This is a genomic window from Solimonas sp. SE-A11 (genome assembly GCF_030345715.1).
In the GTDB taxonomy this organism is placed as follows: Bacteria; Pseudomonadota; Gammaproteobacteria; order Nevskiales; family Nevskiaceae; genus Solimonas_A.
The window spans coordinates 85,444-101,353 of the sequence record NZ_JAUASX010000005.1; the positions used below are offsets into that span (position 1 = coordinate 85,444).

Genomic DNA, 15,910 nt, shown 5'->3' on the forward strand with positions numbered 1-15,910 from the left:
GGGGGACCTGCGGATGCAGTCCTGGGCTGAAATCCTGGCGGATGTGCAAGCGAACTGGCTGATCTACGCCTCCATGCCCTTTGTGGCGGCGCTGATCGGCTACATCACCAAGCTGGTGGCGATCCGCATGATGTTCGAGCCCATCGAGTTCCTCGGCATCAAGCCCTACCTGGGCTGGCAGGGCATCGTGCCGCGCAAGGCGGCGATCATGGCCAGCATCGCCTGCGACACCATGACCCAGCGCCTGCTCAAGCCGCAGGACATCTTCGGCCGCCTGGACCCGGACCAGATCGCTCGCGAGATCGAGGGGCCGCTGCTGGCGCAGGTCGAGAAGATCACCCACGAGGTGGCCTCGCACTACTCGCCGGGCCTGTGGGAAGCGGCGCCGGATTCCGTGCGCCAGGCCATCATCCGCCGCATCCAGGCAGAGGCGCCCAACATCGTGCGCCAGATGATGGTGGACCTGAAGAACAACATCGACGACATGTTCGACCTCACGGACATGGTCGTGCGCGCCCTGATGCGTGACAAGCGCCTGCTCAACCGCATCTTCCAGGAGGCCGGGCACGAGGAGTTCCGCTTCATCGCCCGCTCCGGCATCTACTTCGGCTTCATCATCGGCTGCGTGCAGGCGGTGACCTGGGCGCTGACGCACAGCCCCTGGGTCATGCCGCTGTTCGGCGGTTTCACCGGCTGGTTCACCGACTGGCTGGCCCTGAAGATGATCTTCTATCCGAAGAAGCCTACGAAGTACCTCGGCCTGTTTACCTGGCAGGGCCTGTTCCTCAAGCGTCGCAAGGAAGTGGCCGCCGAGTACGGCGCGCTGATCGCCGCCGAGGTGGTCACGCCGCGCAACGTGCTGGAGGCGGTGCTGCGTGGCCCGTTCTCCGACCGCCTGTTCCACATGGTGACCAAGCAGGTGCAGAAGTCCATCGACGAGCAGGCCGGCATCGTCCGCCGCGTCGTCATGTTCGCCGTAGGCAGCCGCCAGTACCGCGACATGAAGCAGATGATCGCCGACAAGATCGTCGAGACCCTGCCCGAGACGCTGCGCCACATGGAAGGCTACGTCGGCACCGCCATGGACCTGCGCGGCACCCTGACCGTCAAGATGCAGGAACTGACCGAGGACGAGTTCGAGGCGCTGCTGCGTCCCGCCTTCCAGCAGGACGAGTGGATCCTGATCACCGTCGGCGCCGTGCTTGGCTTCCTGGTCGGCGAGATGCAGGTGCAGGTGATGCTGCACCTGGGGTCGATACCCGGGCGCTGAAGCGAGCATGTAGGAGCCAGCTTGCTGGCGACCCTTGCCGAGAGTCGCCAGCAAGCTGGCTCCTACAGATGAGGGCCTACTTGCCCGCCGCCGCCAGCTTGGGCTGGCTGCTGGCCCCGCCGCAGGCGCGCCACAGCTGCTGGCCCGTCACGCTCAGGCGCAAGGTCTCGCGCGTGATCTTCGCGCGCTGGCGCGGCTTGGACTCGATGCTGGCGATGGTCTGGCGCATCTCACTGCTGTTCTCGATCAGCTGGTATTGCACCAGCAGCTGCGGATCCTCCGGGCCGAACTCGATCAGGCCCAGGCGGCGCAGGCGGCCGATGTAATAGTGGCCGGACTCGTGCAGCGAGGCGCCGGCGCTCTTGGCCACCGCATTGACGTTTTCCATCACCAGCGTGCGCGACTGGGCCGAGCCCAGCAGGGTGCCACTGTGCAGCTGGATCACCGCGTGGCGCGCGCCATCTGACAGGAAGGAGATGATGCGGGCCTCGTCCGGCACCAGTTCGCGCAGGATCGCGGCAAACAGGTAGTCGTAGGCCTGGGGCTTGGTCTGGTCCACCGCCTGCTGCAGCAGGTCGGCGAACATGCGCGACGGCGGCTGCGGCAAGGGCAGCATGTAGGTGCGCTCGACCTTGGGTTTGCGTGGCCGGGCGCCGCCGCCGGCAGCGCCCGCGGAGCTGCCTTCACCGGCCGGCGGCTCGTCCTCGGCGGCCCGTTCCATGCGGTCCTTCAGCGTCGCAAACAGCGCCTTCTCGGCGCGGCGCAGCTGCTCCTGCGCAATGTCCGCGCCGGGCAGGCGGCTGAGGAAGCTGGCGGCGAATCGGCCGGCGCGGCGTGCGTTGGCGGCGGCGCCATCGTTGATCGCCAGGGCGCGGCCGGCGGTGCTGTCTTCCTGGTTCGGGTCTTTGGCGCTCACTCGAAAGCCTCTGGATGCGGATGCGGATGCAGCTAGTGTCCGCTGCAAGCATACGTCAGGTGAATGGCCCTGCGGCCGGGCCCGAGGGTCCGATCCCCCACACCTGGCCGCGTGGGCCTAGGGCTTGCGGGCTAGCGCGGTGACGACCTCGAAGTACGGCGGACGGCTCTCTCGCGAGGTCACTCGGCAGTTCTCCACCGAGAAGCCAGCCGTCTCCAGCAGGCGCTGCAGCTTGGCCGGCTGCAGCCCGAGGTTGACGTGATCGTAGGCCTGCATCGCGGCCTCATGCCGGTGGGCGTTGAGCGCGGCCACCACCAGCCGGCCGCCGCGGCGCAGCAGGCGGAAGGTCTCGGACAGCAGCTTGTCGGGTGTACGGGTATAGGCCAGCGCATGCATCGCGAAGACGTGGTCGGCGCTGGCATGGGGCAGGGGGATGGCATGCATGTCCGCCTCGTGGAAATGCACGTTGCGGAATGGCACCAGGCGCTTGCGGGCGGCGGCGATCACGGCAGGGCTGATGTCCACGCAGGCGACGCTGCGCGCGCGCTCGGCGATCAGTTCCGCCAGCACGCCGTCTCCGCTACCGACATCGATTACATCGCCCAGGTCCAGCAGGCCGATCAGGGCGCGCGCCGTCGCTTCCCAGGTGCGCCCGGGCGAGTAATGCAGCTCCATGCGGCCGGCCACCGACTCCGCCCAGGTCTGTCCCGGCGTGCGGCTTCGCAGCACTTCCTCGGCACGTTCGCGGTCCAGCCGCAGCTGTGCGTCGTCCAGGCGCTCGCGCAGCAGTTCCCACAGCTCGCCCACGGCGCCGGCGACGCCGGCGCCTGAATAGAGCGCGGAGCTGCCGCTGCGCTTGTCCTGTACCAGGCCGGCCCGCTTGAGCCGGGCCAGGTGGGTGGACACGCGGCTCTGCGCCAAACCGGTGATGCCGGTCAGCTCCGCCACGCTCAACTCATGGGTCTCCAGCAGCAGCAGCAGGCGCAGGCGGCTGGCGTCGGCCAGCAGGCTGCAGACCTCGGTACTTTGTTCCAGTGACAGTGTCATGCGGATAGGCGGATGATTTCCCGCCATTAGACGTGAGCCGGGGACACAAAAAAAGCCCGCCGGGGGTGCCGGCGGGCTTTTCAGGTACCGCGGCTCAGGGCAGCAGGCTGCCCTGGCTCGGCGGGGCCGGCGGCGCGTCGGATGCAGCAGCCGGAGCCGGCTCGGAGGCCGGAGCGGCTGCCGGGGCCGGGGCAGGAGTGGTGGCCGCTTCCTTCTTGCCCTGCGAGGTGGCGAGGAAGGCGCGCGAACCGGGCGACGGCGTGATGGCGGCCTGCACCGCGCTCACGACCTTCTCGGTGGCTTCGCTGATCTTGGCCTTGGCCTTGGCTACAGTGCCCTGGGGGGCGGCGGCGGGCTTGGCCGGAGCAGGCTTGGCGGGGGCGGCAGGCTTGGCCGCGGGCTTGGGTGCCGGTGCCTTGGCGACGACCTTCTCCACCGCAGCCTTGGCCTTGGCCACATCCTTCTTGACCACGGCCTTGACCTTGGCCACGTCCTTCTTCACGGCGGCCTTGACCTTGGCCACGTCCTTCTTGACCACGGTCTTGGCCTTGGCGACGTCTTTCTTGACGACGGCCTTGGCCTTGGTGACCTGCTTCTTGACGGCGACCTTGGCCTTGGCGACCTGCTTCTTGACGGCCTTCTTGACGGCGACCTGCGCCTTCTTGGCCTTGGCCACCGGCTTCTTGACGGCAGCCTTGGCCTTGGCGACCGGCTTCTTCACGGCCTTCTTGGCCTGCACCTTGGCCTTGGCGACGGTCTTCTTGGCCGTGCTCTGAGCCTTCTTGGCTTGAGCCTTGACCTTGGAAACGGTCTTCTTCGCGGCCTTGCCGCTGGATTTGCTCGGCTTCTTCATAAGTTCAACAAGCTCCAAACGTATAGCGGCCGCGGTAGGCCAGGGACTCATGGGCGGTCGATACGACACACCATATCGTCATCCTGCAGCGGCCTGGCCGCTGCGAGGCGACATTCTTTTACTTTTGCCGCCCGAAACGGGCGACATCAAGCGAATCCAGTTTGGAGTGAAAATGTCTATCGGCCCCGGGTCGCCACGATGACCGGCCGATCTGGACTTGTATGCTGGAACGAGCGACCTGCGCTGGCCTTCCGGGCCATCCTCCGTGCCGACGGCGTCTGTAGTGCCGTTCATAAGGCCGGGTTCGCCGCTTTCCTGCAGCCGTCCAACTCCCCTTGACATTTTCCCTGCAAGCTTTTCATGAGTGTAGGGCGTGTGATGAATCAGTGTCAAAAATTTTTCAGTGGCGCAGGTTTAGGCGGCACCCCGGCCTGTCCGGGCGGGGCCGTTTCGGTTGTCGCAGGGGGGGGCGGTCGTTATGATTGCCGCCTCTTCATTTCGGCTGCGGCCGTCTTTCGCCGCGCAATTTCCATTTTTTCTTAAATCCTCAAGAGGTGACCATGTACCAGGGGCAATCCATCCGGGTGTCAAAGCTCGACGGCGGCATCGCCGAACTGTGCTTTGACCGCCAGAACGACGTCATCAACAAGTTCGACGCCGCTACCGTCAAGGAACTGGGCGAGGCTGGTGCCGCGCTGGCCAAGGCCGGCGACATCAAGGGCCTGCTCGTGACCAGCGCCAAGGACGTCTTCATCGTCGGCGCCGACATCACCGAGTTCGGCAGCAAGTTCCAGGCTTCCGAAGAAGAGATCGCCGGCTGGACCGTCGAGTCCAACAAGGTGTTCTCCGCCATCGAGGACCTGCCGTTCCCCACGGTCACCGTGATCAACGGCGTCGCCCTGGGCGGCGGCTTCGAGATGGCGCTGTCCACCGACTACCGCGTTGCCAGCGCCACCGCCCAGATCGGCCTGCCCGAGGCCAAGCTGGGCCTGTTCCCCGGTTTCGGCGGCACCGTGCGCCTGCCGCGCCTGATCGGCGCCGACAATGCCATCGAGTGGATCGCCGGCGGCGACCCGGTGAAGCCTGACGCCGCGCTGAAGGTCCACGCGGTCGACGCCGTCGTGGCGCCGGACAAGCTCAAGGCCGCGGCCCTGAAGCTGCTGGAGCAGGCCATCGCCGGCAAGTACGACTGGAAGGCGCGTCGCGCTCAGAAGACCGGCCCGCTGAAGCTCGACATGATGGAATCCATGATGGTCTTCGAGACCGCCAAGGGCTTCATCGCCGGCAAGGCTGGCAAGAACTACCCGGCCCCGCTGGCCGCGGTCACCGCGATCCAGAAGGCCGCCGGCAAGGGCCGTGACGACGCGCTGAAGATCGAGGGCCAGGCCTTCGCCAAGATCGCCAAGACCACCGCCGCCGACGCCCTGATCGGCCTGTTCCTGAACGACCAGCTGCTGAAGAAGAAGGCCAAGGCCGCCGGCAAGATCGCCAAGCCCGTGAAGCAGGCCGCCGTTCTCGGTGCCGGCATCATGGGTGGCGGCATTGCCTACCAGAGCGCCTCCAAGGGCACGCCGATCATCATGAAGGACATCGCCGACAAGGCGCTGGACCTGGGCATGAGCGAGGCCAACAAGCTGGTCTCCAAGCAGGTCGGCAAGAAGCTGACCCCGGAGAAGGCCGGCAAGATCCTGGCCGACATCCGCCCGACGCTGAACTACGGCGACTTCCAGAACGTGGATATCGTCGTCGAGGCCGTGGTCGAAAACCCGAAGATCAAGAAGTCGGTGCTGGCCGAGGTCGAGTCCCAGGTCAAGCCGGGCACGATCATCGCCTCCAACACCTCCTCCATCTCGATCGACGAGTTGGCCACCGCGGTGAAGTCGCCCGAGAACTTCCTCGGCATGCACTTCTTCAACCCGGTGCACCGCATGCCGCTGGTCGAGGTGATCTACGGCGAGAAGACCTCCAAGGAGGCCATCGCCACCACGGTTGCCTACGCCACCGCCATGGGTAAGAACGCCATCGTGGTGAAGAACTGCCCGGGCTTCCTGGTCAACCGCATCCTGTTCCCGTACTTCGGCGGCTGGTCGGCCCTGCTGCGTGACGGCGGCGACTACCTGCAGATCGACAAGGTCATGGAGAACTTCGGCTGGCCCATGGGCCCGTCGTACCTGCAGGACGTGGTCGGCATCGACACCTCGCACCACGTCGGCGACGTGCTGGCCGAGGGTTACCCGGACCGCATGTCCAACAAGGAATTCAAGTCCGCGCTGGACGTGATGTACGAGAACAAGCGCTACGGCCAGAAGAACGGCATCGGTTTCTTCAAGTACGAGACCGACCCCAAGGGCAAGCCGGTCAAGAAGATCGATCCGGAAACCGAGCAGCTGATCGCCTCGGTCGCCACGGCCCCCAAGAAGGAGTTCTCGGAAGCCGAGATCGTCGACCGCCTGATGCTGCCGATGATCATCGAGACCGTGCGCTGCCTGGATGAAGGCATCGTCGAGACCCCGACCGAGGCCGACATGGGCCTGATCCTGGGTATCGGCTTCCCGCCGTTCCGCGGCGGCGCCCTCAAGTACGCCGACACCATCGGTATGAAGACCATCCTCGAGAAGGCGGCCCAGTACGCCCACCTCGGCAAGCTCTACGAGCCGACCGAGTCGATGAAGAAGATGGCCGCCGAAGGCAAGACCTACTTCCCCAAGTAAGTCTCGCGCACGAAAGAATTCCGGAGATTTTGAGATGACGACTGAAGTTGTGATTGTCGACGCGATCCGCACCCCGATGGGTCGTTCGCGCGGTGGCGTGTTCCGCAACGTGCGCGCCGAGAAGCTGTCCGCCGACCTGATGCAGGCGATCCTCGCCCGCAACCCGGCGGTGAACCCGAAGGAAGTGGAAGACGTGATCTGGGGCTGCGTGATCCAGACCCTGGAGCAGGGCTTCAACATCGCCCGCAACGCGCTGCTGCTGGCCGGCCTGCCCAAGGAAGTCTCGGGCCAGACCGTGAACCGCCTCTGCGGCTCCTCGATGACCGCCATCCACACCGCCGTGGGCAACATCCTGTCCGGCATGGGTGACACCTACATCTGCGGCGGCGTCGAGCACATGGGCCACGTGCCCATGACGCACGGCTTCGACGGCGACCCCGAGCTGACCCTGAACACCGCCAAGGCTTCGGCGATGATGGGCCTGACCGCGGAAATGCTGACGCAGACCCACCAGATCAACCGCCAGCAGCAGGACGAGTTCGCCCTGGCCTCGCACCAGAAGGCCTATGCCGCTTTCAAGAACGGCGAGTACAAGAACCAGATCGTCGCGGTGGAAGGCCACGATGCCGACGGCGCGCCGCTGCTGGTGGACTACGATGAAGTGGTCCGCACCGACGCCAACATCGCCGACCTCGGCAAGCTCAAGCCGGCCTTCAACCCGAAAGGCAGCGTCACCGCCGGCAACAGCTCCGCGATCTCCGATGGTGCTTCCTGCGTGCTGATCATGTCCGCCGAGAAGGCCAAGGCCCTGGGCCTGAAGCCGCTGGCGAAGATCCGTGGCATGGCCTCGGCCGGCTGCAACGCCGCGATCATGGGTATCGGCCCGGTGCCGGCGACGCAGAAGGCGCTGAAGCGCGCCGGCCTGTCGATCGGCGACATCGACTACTTCGAGCTCAACGAGGCCTTCGCCGCGCAGTCGCTGGCGGTGATGAAGGACCTCAAGATCACGGACAAGGCCGATCGCATCAACATCAAGGGCGGCGCCATCGCCCTGGGCCACCCGCTGGGCTGCTCCGGCGCGCGCATCACCGGCGCCCTGGCGCATGTGCTGCAGGAGAAGAACGCGCAGTTCGGCGTCGCCACCATGTGCATCGGCATGGGCCAGGGTGTGGCCACGGTGCTGGAGCGCGTGTGAGCCGGTAGCGTCAGCAGTAACGAAAAGAGGCCGGGGAGACCCGGCCTTTTTCGTTGTGCGCGATCCGCTCAGCCGTTGCGGATCCGCGCCACCAGCGCTTTGGTGAAGGCCTTGGTGTCCGCCGTGCCGCCGAGGTCGCCGGTGCGCACGCCGTCCACGTTGAAGGTGTCGTTGATTGCCTGGCGCAGGCGCGTCGCCGCGTCGTTGAGCTTGAGGTGATCCAGCATCATCGCCGCCGCCAACATCAGCGCCACCGGGTTGGCGATGCCCTTGCCGGCAATGTCCGGCGCCGAGCCGTGCACTGCCTCGAAGATCGCCGCGTCGGCACCGATGTTGGCGCCCGGTGCCATGCCAAGGCCGCCGACCAAGCCGGCGACGAGGTCCGACAGGATGTCGCCGAACAGGTTGGTGGTGACCAGCGCGTCGAACTGCCAGGGATTCAGCACCAGCTTCATCGCGCAGGCGTCGATGATCACCTCCTGCATCTCGATACGGCCCTGGTACCTCTGCTGGTACAGTTTGCGCGCCTCGTCCAGGAAGATGCCGGTCAGCGCCTTCATGATGTTGGCCTTGTGTACCACCGCGATTTTCTTGCGGCCCAGAGCGATGGCGTGCTCGAAGGCGTACTCCAGCAGGCGATGCGAGCCCTGGCGCGTGTTGACGCCGGTGGCGATGGCAACGGCCTCCGGATCGCCGTCCATCGCGATGTAGTGCTCGTAGCCCATGTACAGGCCTTCGAGATTCTCGCGGTAGACCATCAGGTCGATGTTGTCGTAGCGCCCGCCGGGGATCAGCGTGCGCGCCGGGCGCACGTTGGCGTAGAGCTTGAAGGCCTCGCGCAGGCGCACGTTGCTGGAACGGTAGCCACTGCCGGAGGGCGTCTCCAGCGGACCCTTCAGTGCCAGGCGCGTGCGGCGGATGCTGTCCAGCACGGCATCGGGCAGGGGGTCGCCGACGCTCCGTACCGCCGCCAGGCCCGCCTGCTGGATGTCCCAGTCGAAGTCCACGCCCAGCGCTTCCAGAGCGGCCAGCGTGGCTTCGACGATCTCGGGGCCGATACCATCGCCGGGGATCAGGGTGGCTGCGATGCGGCTGCTCATGCGCGGTTCTCGTTCTGCTGGGATGGAGCGGCCACTGTATCCCCTGCGGCGCGATCCGGTGCGATCCGCCCCGCGCGATGCGAAATCCGTTTCCTCGCGTAACATGGCCGCATCGAATCAGACACGGTATCCGTCATGCCCCTGCAACGCTTCGCCGTCACCGCCTCCCTTGTCCTGTTGCTCGCCGCCTGTGGTGGCAGCGCTCAACTGCCGGTATCCGACGGCACCGGTCCCAACCCCAAGCTGCCGGCGCCGGGCCGCACGCTGCTGCCGGTGGTGAACATCGCCCCGGCGCAGGGCTGGCCCGCCGGCGGCAAGCCGCAGCCGGCCGAAGGCCTGCAGGTCCAGGCCTTCGCCGATGGCCTGGATCATCCGCGCTGGATCGAGGTGCTGCCCAACGGCGACGTGCTGGTGGCGGAGAGCAATGCCCCGGCCAATCCGCCGCGCGGCATCGTCGGCCGCGTGGAGAAGGCAGTGATGAAGAAGGCCGGTGCCGGCGTGCCCAGCGCCAACCGCATCACGCTGCTGCGCGACACCGATGACGACGGCGTTGCCGACCAGCGCTCGGTCTTCCTCAAGGACCTGAACTCGCCCTTCGGCATGGCCCTCATCGGCGGTGACTTCTTCGTCGCCAACACCGACGCGGTGCTGCGCTATGCCTATACCCCGGGCGCCACGTCGCTCGCCGCGCCGGGCGCACCGCTGACGGACCTGCCGGCGGGCGACATCAATCGCCACTGGACCAAGAGCCTGATCGCCAGCCCAGACGGCACGCGGCTGTATGTCGGCGTCGGTGCCAACAGCAACATCGGCGAGGCCGGCATGGACGTGGAGGAGGGGCGGGCACTGATCTGGGAGATCGACGCCAGGACCGGCGACAAGCGCATCTACGCCTATGGTCTGCGCAACCCGGTGGGCCTGGCCTGGGAACCGGTCACCGGTGCCCTGTGGACGGCGGTCAACGAGCGCGACGAACTGGGCAGCGACCTGGTACCGGACTACATGACCTCGGTGCGCAGCGGCGGCTTCTACGGCTGGCCCTGGAGCTACTGGGGCCAGCACGTGGATGAGCGGGTCAAGCCGCAGCAGCCGGATCTGGTGGCCAAGGCGATCGCGCCCGACTACGCCCTGGGCCCGCACACCGCCTCGCTGGGCCTGGCGCACTCCGGGGGGACCTCGCTGCCGGCAGCCTACGCCGCAGGCATGTTCGTGGGTCAGCATGGTTCCTGGAACCGCAAGCCGCACAGCGGCTACAAGGTGATCTTCGTACCCTTCGCGGACGGCAAGCCCAATGGCCAGCCGCTGGACGTGCTGACCGGCTTCCTGAGCGGCGAGGGCAAGGCCCTGGGTCGCCCGGTAGGCGTGGCCCTGGACAAGGGCGGCGCGCTGCTGGTGGCCGACGACGTCGGCAACGTCATCTGGCGCGTCAGCGCCGTAAAGCCCTGAGGATCGTCATGGAAACGCCACTTCACTGGTACGCGCTCAGCACCGTGCTGCTGTTCGCCAAGATGTTCGGGATTTCGCTCTACCAGGGCTGGTATCGCATCAGCCGGCAACAATTCAAGACGCCGGAGGACGCCGCTTTCGTCGGCCGGGCGCCGGTGGCCGAGGAACTTCCGCAGGTGCAGCGCGCCGCCCGCGCCTGGGCCAATGACCTGGAGAACATTCCCATCTTCCTGGCCCTGGGGATCGCCTACGTGCAACTGGGCTTGTCGGCCACCGCGGCTCCCTGGCTGTTCGGCAGCTTCGTGGCGGCGCGGGTGGCCCACACGCTGTGCTATCTCGCCGGGTTGCAGCCCTGGCGCACCGTGTCCTATGCGGTCGGCGTAGGAGCGACGCTGTGGATGGCAGCCCTGATCCTCGGCGCCGTGCTCTGAGTGGAGCTCAGCGGGCCGCGCCCCTGAGCAGCAGCGAGCCGCGGCGGATCAGTTCGCCGCCGGACGGCTCCGGCTGCAGGTTGGCCAGGCCGTTGATCAGCAGGCGGGCGACGAACATCGCTGCCTCGCGCGGATCGGGATTCTTGCGCTCCACCAGCGTGCGGCTGAGTTCGTAGGCGCTGCCGAAGATCGTCGCGGTCAGGTAGTCCACGTTGATGTCCGCCAGCAGGCCGCGCGCCACGGCGTCGGCGAGGTCGATCTTCAGCATGCGTATGGTGTGGCCGAAGACGTTGTCCGTGAAGAATGCGCGGATCACCGGCTCGTTGCGGAACATCATCCGGTAGAAGTCCGGGTGCGCGCAGATTTCCTCGAACGTGGTGAGGAAGGCGCCCTGCATGAACTGCTCGAGGGTATCGGCCGTGCGCCGGACCTGGGTCAGGCGATCGGTCAGCTCCGACAGGCGCTCCTCGACTAGGGAGCGCAGCAGCGATTCCTTGTCCGGGAAGTAGTTGTAGAAGGTGCCCGAGGCCAGCGGCGTGGCGCGGATGACGTCGCGGATGGTGACGGCGTCGTAGCCCTGTTCGGCGAACAGCCGGCGCGCGCTATCGAGGATCGACGCACGATTGGCCAGCTTGTTCTGCTCTCGCTTGCCGCTGGACGTCTGCATTGACGGGACCGGTCGAGGCTGTGTGACGGGTGTGTCACATTCCACCCCGGGGCCGCCCGCTGTCAAGGGCGGCCCCGGAGTGAAGCGGGCCTCAGCTGAACTTGGAGAAGTCCGGCTTGCGCTTCTGCATGAAGGCGCCCATGGCCTCGCGGGCCTCGGGCATACCCAGCATGGGGATGAACTTGTCCGCCTCGATGCGGATCGCGTCCACCACCAGGTCCTCGCGCCAGCGCTTCAGCAGGGCCTTGCTGGTGCGCAGGGCGTTGGGCGGCTGCGCCGCCAGCTTCAGGGCCGCCTCGCGTGCCTTGGCCTCGCTCTGGTCATTGGGCAGGACAGCATTGACCAGGCCGGCTTCCCGCGCCGTGGCAGCGTCGAAGGGCTCCGCCAGCAGGCACAGCTCGGCCGCCTTCTGGTGGCCCATCAGGCGCGGCAGGATGTAGGTGGATGCAAACTCCGGGCAGATGCCGATGTTGACGAAGGGCAGGTGGAAACGAGTCTTCTCGCCGGCATAGACCAGGTCGCAGTGCAACAGCAGCGTTGTGCCCACGCCCACGGCGATGCCGTTGACCGCCGCCACTACCGGCTTCCTGGCCGTGGCCAGCGTGCGCATGAAGCGCGCCACGGCGCTGTCGTCGCCCTGGGGCGGGTTCTGCAGGAAGTCCGCCAGGTCGTTGCCGCTGGTGAAGCAGTCATTGGAGCCGGCCAGCAGGATGACCCGCGCCTCCGGATCGGCCTCGGCCTTCAGCAGGGCGGCGGTGATGCCTTCGTACATCGCCGTAGTCAGGGCGTTCTTCTTGTCGAGGCGGTTCATGCGGATCGTGCAGACCCGGTCCTGCAGCTCGGTCAGGACATGTTCGGTGGTCATCGGATGGCTCCAAGGGGTGAAAAAAGGGAATGGCGCCATTCTAAGGCAGCCGGAATCGGCGCCTCTCGTCCCGCTGGACGACGCTCGCTGGCGCTCGGGTCACCGAGGGGTTTTCAGCCCGGCGGCCACTTCAGCGGGCGCCCGCCGATCAGGTGCAGATGAAGGTGGAACACCGATTGGCCTGCGTCTGCGCCATTGTTCACCACCAGGCGGAAGGCCTCGCCGTAACCGTAGGCCGCGGCGATCTTGCCGGCGGACAGCATCAGGTGGCCCAGCAGGGCCTGGTCCTCGGGGCCAGCGTCGCAGAGGCGGGGGATCGGTTTGCGCGGGATCAGCAGAAGGTGCATGGGCGCGCCAGGATTGATGTCCTGGATCGCTACGCAATGCTCGTCCTCGTGGACGATCGTGGCGGGGATTTCCCGGTCGATGATCTTCTCGAACAGCGTCTTCGCCATCAGGGGCTCCTGGATCAGGGATTCCCAGTGTAAGCCATGAGCGGCGCCCAGCCCGGCGTTTGTTACCATTCCCACCCATGACCGAACCTCATCCGACCGTAGCCGGCGATTTCCGGCCGATGGCCGTCTACCGCCGACTCCTCGGCTACACCCGGCCTTACTGGCCGGTCTTCCTGCTGGCCTCGGTGGGCATGATCCTGGCCGCCGCGACCCAGGTGGGCTTCATGTCCCTGGTCAAGCCGCTGCTCGACGGGACCTTTGTCGAGCGCGACCCGGAGGTGATCCGCTGGGTGCCCTGGGCCATCGTCGGCCTGTTCCTGATGCGCGGCATCTCGGAGTTCATCTCCTCCTTCGGCATGTCCTGGATCGGGCGGCAGGTGATCAAGGCCCTGCGCGGCGAGCTCTTCGACCACCTGCTGCGGCTGCCTTCGAATTTCTATGACCGCATGAGCAGCGGCCAGTTGATCGCGCGCCTGACCTATCACGTCGAGCAGGTTGCCGAGGCGGTGACCACCGCGTTCACCTCGATCATCAAGGATGGCCTGACCGTGATCGGCCTGCTGGCCTGGATGTTCTGGCTGAACTGGGAGCTGACGCTGTTCTGTCTGGGCGTTGCGCCGCTGATCGCGGGCGTCATCTCCTATGTCAGCCGCCGCTTCCGCAAGGTATCGGGCCGCATCCAGCAGAACATCGGCATCGTCACGCAGGCCTCCGAGGAGGCCATCGGCGGCCAGCGGGTCATCAAGATCTACAACGGGCAGCAGCAGGAGCGCCAGCGCTTCGAAGGCGTCAACGAGCAGCAGCGCTGGCTGTCGATGAAGCTGGTCGCCACCAAGTCCGGCAGCGACGCCCTGATCCAGTTCATCTCCGCCTGGGCGGTGGCCTTCATCATCTACTTCGCCACGCGGCCCGACCTGCTGCACGAGATCACGCCAGGCACCTTCGTGTCCTTCCTCGGCGCCATGCTGTCGTTGATGAACCCGCTGAAGAGCCTGACCAACGTCAACGAGCGCCTGCAGCGTGGCATCGCCGCGGCCACCGACGTGTTCAAGCTGATGGCTGAAGACGTCGAGCCCGTCGGCGGAACGCGGCCGCTGCAGCGCGCCCAGGGACTGGTGGAGTTCCAGGACGTGCGGTTCCGCTATGCCACGCAGTCGTCCCAGGCCTTGCGAGGCGTGACGGTCACCGTGAAGCCGGGCCAGACCGTGGCCTTCGTCGGCGCGTCGGGCAGTGGCAAGTCCACCTTGCTGGCGTTGCTCCCGCGCTTCTACGACACCGAATCCGGCGTGGTGAAGGTGGACGGCCACGACGTGCGCGAGTATCCCCTGGACAGCCTGCGCGCGCAGATCGCCCTGGTGGATCAGCAGGTGCGCCTGTTCGATGCCACGGTGGCGGAGAACATCGCCTACGGCATCGATCCCGTGCCGGACGAGGCCCGCATCATCGAGGCGGCCAAGGCCGCCTACGCCTGGGAGTTCATCAGCCGCCTGCCGCAGGGCTTGCAGACTCCGATCGGCCAGAACGGCAACAAGCTCTCCGGCGGCCAGCGCCAGCGCATCGCCATCGCGCGGGCGCTGGCCAAGAACGCTCCGATCCTGATCCTGGACGAAGCCACCTCGGCGCTGGATACAGAGTCCGAACGCTACATCCAGAGCGCGCTCGAGGCACTGGTCAAGGGCCGCACCACCCTGGTGATCGCGCACCGCCTCTCCACCATCCAGAACGCCGACCTGATCGTGGTCATGCGCGACGGCCAGGTGGTAGAGCAGGGCACCCATGCCGAACTGCTGGCGCTGCAGGGCACCTATTCGGCGTTGCACAGTCTGCAGTTCCGCGACGAAGCGGGCGACAGCGGCGAACCGGCCGGCGGATGAAGGCCTGGCTGGAGCGGGTCTGGTACCGGTCCGCGCCGCCGCCACTGTGGCTGCGTCCCCTGTCCCGCGCCTACGGTGCCGTGGCGGCCCATCTGGCCGATGCGCGCCGGCGGCAGGCCCAGCGCCTGCCGGTGCCGGTGATCGTGGTCGGCAACGTGGCCGTCGGCGGCACCGGGAAAACCCCCAGCGTCCTGTGGCTGGTGGAAGCCCTGCGCCGCGCCGGCCATCGTCCGGGCATCCTCAGCCGCGGCTACGGTGGCCGCGGGCCGTTCCCGATGCTGGTATCGCCAGATACCGATCCCGCGCTTTGCGGAGATGAACCCGCACTGATGGCGCAACGCAGCGGCGTGCCCCTCGCCGTGGCCCCGGACCGGCTGGCCGGCGGCCGCCTGCTGCTCGCACGCCACCCCGGGGTCGACGTGCTGGTCTGTGACGATGGCCTGCAGCACTACCGCCTGGCCCGGGACCTGGAGCTTTGCATCGTCGACGGCGCGCGGGGCTATGGCAACGGCTGGCTGCTGCCTGCCGGACCGCTGCGGGAGCCGCCGGCGCGTGCCCGCGCGGCTGCGCTGATCCTGGTCAACGGTGGCGATCCGGCGGCCTTCGGCGCCACCGCCATCGGCTTCCGACTGGAGACCGCAGTGGCGGTGAACCTGGCCAACGGCGAGCAACGGCCGCTGTCGGCCTTCGGGGCCGCGGACGTCCATGCGATTGCCGGCATCGGCAATCCCCCGCGGTTCTTCGACGGCCTGAGGGTCCGGGGGCTGCAGTTGCGTGAGCACGCCTTCGCCGACCATCACGCCTATGTGCCGGCCGATCTCGAGTTTGGCGATGGCCTGCCGGTACTGATGACCGAGAAGGACGCGGTCAAGTGCCGTGCCTTCGCGCAGCCGCACTGGTGGGCCGTGCCAGCCGACCTGAGCTTCGTGGCGGACGGTGACACGCGGCTGCTCGCCGAACTACGTAAGCTGCGGCGCGCGGGCCCTGGATTCTCGACACCGCGCTGACACGGGCCGGGGTAGGGCAGTCCCGGCGGGTTTGCCGGGCGCGCGCTGGCATCGGAGGGGGTAAAGCGTGCAA

General features: G+C 67.0%; 14 protein-coding genes. 7 read left to right on the forward strand and 7 right to left on the reverse strand.

The window, feature by feature from the left end:
- Positions 1–13 precede the first annotated feature (13 nt).
- Positions 14–1,270 carry a DUF445 domain-containing protein gene (locus QT386_RS07970; RefSeq protein WP_289273221.1) on the forward strand — a complete coding sequence of 419 codons (1,257 nt, stop codon included), beginning with the start codon at positions 14–16 and terminating at the stop codon, positions 1,268–1,270.
- Between the two features lie 76 nt (positions 1,271–1,346).
- Here QT386_RS07970 and QT386_RS23395 read toward each other — a convergent pair whose 3' ends face one another.
- The 3 genes from QT386_RS23395 to QT386_RS07985 all read right to left on the reverse strand — a co-directional run bounded on the left by QT386_RS23395 (position 1,347) and on the right by QT386_RS07985 (position 4,086).
- Positions 1,347–2,186, reverse strand: coding sequence for an Abi-alpha family protein (locus QT386_RS23395; RefSeq protein ID WP_289273222.1), 840 nt, complete (start codon positions 2,184–2,186; stop codon positions 1,347–1,349).
- A gap of 117 nt (positions 2,187–2,303) precedes the next feature.
- A complete protein-coding gene (locus QT386_RS07980; protein ID WP_289273223.1) occupies positions 2,304–3,233 on the reverse strand; it encodes a metalloregulator ArsR/SmtB family transcription factor in 930 nt (309 codons plus the stop codon).
- A 94-nt stretch (positions 3,234–3,327) separates the two neighbouring features.
- Positions 3,328–4,086 carry a hypothetical protein gene (locus tag QT386_RS07985; protein WP_289273224.1) on the reverse strand — a complete coding sequence of 253 codons (759 nt, stop codon included), beginning with the start codon at positions 4,084–4,086 and terminating at the stop codon, positions 3,328–3,330.
- 560 nt (positions 4,087–4,646) lie between these two features.
- On the opposite strand from QT386_RS07985, the gene fadB reads away from it, so the two are divergent.
- On the forward strand, positions 4,647–6,797 hold the full coding sequence (gene fadB / locus QT386_RS07990; RefSeq protein WP_289273225.1) for a fatty acid oxidation complex subunit alpha FadB: 2,151 nt from the start codon (positions 4,647–4,649) through the stop codon (positions 6,795–6,797).
- Between the two features lie 34 nt (positions 6,798–6,831).
- Complete coding sequence (gene fadA, locus QT386_RS07995; protein ID WP_289273226.1) at positions 6,832–7,992, forward strand: acetyl-CoA C-acyltransferase FadA; 1,161 nt, start codon at positions 6,832–6,834, stop codon at positions 7,990–7,992.
- Positions 7,993–8,060: 68 nt separating this feature from the next.
- On the opposite strand, the gene QT386_RS08000 is transcribed toward fadA, so the two are convergent.
- Positions 8,061–9,092: an isocitrate/isopropylmalate dehydrogenase family protein gene (locus QT386_RS08000; RefSeq protein ID WP_289273227.1), complete on the reverse strand. Its 1,032-nt coding sequence runs from the start codon at positions 9,090–9,092 to the stop codon at positions 8,061–8,063.
- Positions 9,093–9,227: 135 nt separating this feature from the next.
- Here QT386_RS08000 and QT386_RS08005 point away from each other — a divergent pair, with 135 nt between their 5' ends.
- The gene (locus QT386_RS08005) at positions 9,228–10,538 is read left to right on the forward strand and encodes a sorbosone dehydrogenase family protein (protein ID WP_289273228.1); all 1,311 of its coding nucleotides are present in this window, start codon (positions 9,228–9,230) and stop codon (positions 10,536–10,538) included.
- An 8-nt stretch (positions 10,539–10,546) separates the two neighbouring features.
- Positions 10,547–10,969, forward strand: a complete 423-nt coding sequence (locus QT386_RS08010; RefSeq protein WP_289273229.1) for an MAPEG family protein — start codon at positions 10,547–10,549, stop codon at positions 10,967–10,969.
- A gap of 7 nt (positions 10,970–10,976) precedes the next feature.
- Here the strand turns inward: QT386_RS08010 and QT386_RS08015 are convergent, their stop codons facing one another.
- The 3 genes from QT386_RS08015 to QT386_RS08025 form a co-directional block, all read right to left on the reverse strand.
- Positions 10,977–11,636, reverse strand: coding sequence for a TetR/AcrR family transcriptional regulator (locus QT386_RS08015; protein ID WP_289273230.1), 660 nt, complete (start codon positions 11,634–11,636; stop codon positions 10,977–10,979).
- A 91-nt stretch (positions 11,637–11,727) separates the two neighbouring features.
- On the reverse strand, positions 11,728–12,501 hold the full coding sequence (locus tag QT386_RS08020; RefSeq protein WP_289273231.1) for an enoyl-CoA hydratase: 774 nt from the start codon (positions 12,499–12,501) through the stop codon (positions 11,728–11,730).
- A gap of 113 nt (positions 12,502–12,614) precedes the next feature.
- The gene (locus tag QT386_RS08025; RefSeq protein WP_367401410.1) at positions 12,615–12,959 is read right to left on the reverse strand and encodes a histidine triad nucleotide-binding protein; all 345 of its coding nucleotides are present in this window, start codon (positions 12,957–12,959) and stop codon (positions 12,615–12,617) included.
- A 74-nt stretch (positions 12,960–13,033) separates the two neighbouring features.
- Here QT386_RS08025 and msbA point away from each other — a divergent pair, with 74 nt between their 5' ends.
- Together msbA and lpxK are read left to right on the forward strand one after the other, a co-directional pair.
- Complete coding sequence (gene msbA, locus QT386_RS08030) at positions 13,034–14,830, forward strand: lipid A export permease/ATP-binding protein MsbA (protein WP_289273233.1); 1,797 nt, start codon at positions 13,034–13,036, stop codon at positions 14,828–14,830.
- Positions 14,827–15,837, forward strand: a complete 1,011-nt coding sequence (gene lpxK / locus QT386_RS08035) for a tetraacyldisaccharide 4'-kinase (RefSeq protein ID WP_289273234.1) — start codon at positions 14,827–14,829, stop codon at positions 15,835–15,837. The genes msbA and lpxK overlap by 4 nt, the downstream gene beginning before the upstream one ends.
- The last annotated feature ends 73 nt before the right edge of the window (positions 15,838–15,910 follow it).

Excerpts from the sequence above, each read along its gene's own strand:
- QT386_RS08005 (WP_289273228.1), top strand. The coding sequence starts at position 9,228 with ATGCCCCTGCAACGCTTCGCCGTCACCGCCTCCCTTGTCCTGTTGCTC.
- QT386_RS08015 (WP_289273230.1), bottom strand. The coding sequence starts at position 11,636 with ATGCAGACGTCCAGCGGCAAGCGAGAGCAGAACAAGCTGGCCAATCGT.
- fadB (WP_289273225.1), top strand. The coding sequence starts at position 4,647 with ATGTACCAGGGGCAATCCATCCGGGTGTCAAAGCTCGACGGCGGCATC.
- QT386_RS07970 (WP_289273221.1), top strand. The coding sequence starts at position 14 with ATGCAGTCCTGGGCTGAAATCCTGGCGGATGTGCAAGCGAACTGGCTG.
- msbA (WP_289273233.1), top strand. The coding sequence starts at position 13,034 with ATGACCGAACCTCATCCGACCGTAGCCGGCGATTTCCGGCCGATGGCC.
- QT386_RS07985 (WP_289273224.1), bottom strand. The coding sequence starts at position 4,086 with ATGAAGAAGCCGAGCAAATCCAGCGGCAAGGCCGCGAAGAAGACCGTT.
- QT386_RS08010 (WP_289273229.1), top strand. The coding sequence starts at position 10,547 with ATGGAAACGCCACTTCACTGGTACGCGCTCAGCACCGTGCTGCTGTTC.
- QT386_RS08000 (WP_289273227.1), bottom strand. The coding sequence starts at position 9,092 with ATGAGCAGCCGCATCGCAGCCACCCTGATCCCCGGCGATGGTATCGGC.
- lpxK (WP_289273234.1), top strand. The coding sequence starts at position 14,827 with ATGAAGGCCTGGCTGGAGCGGGTCTGGTACCGGTCCGCGCCGCCGCCA.
- fadA (WP_289273226.1), top strand. The coding sequence starts at position 6,832 with ATGACGACTGAAGTTGTGATTGTCGACGCGATCCGCACCCCGATGGGT.
- QT386_RS08020 (WP_289273231.1), bottom strand. The coding sequence starts at position 12,501 with ATGACCACCGAACATGTCCTGACCGAGCTGCAGGACCGGGTCTGCACG.
- QT386_RS07980 (WP_289273223.1), bottom strand. The coding sequence starts at position 3,233 with ATGACACTGTCACTGGAACAAAGTACCGAGGTCTGCAGCCTGCTGGCC.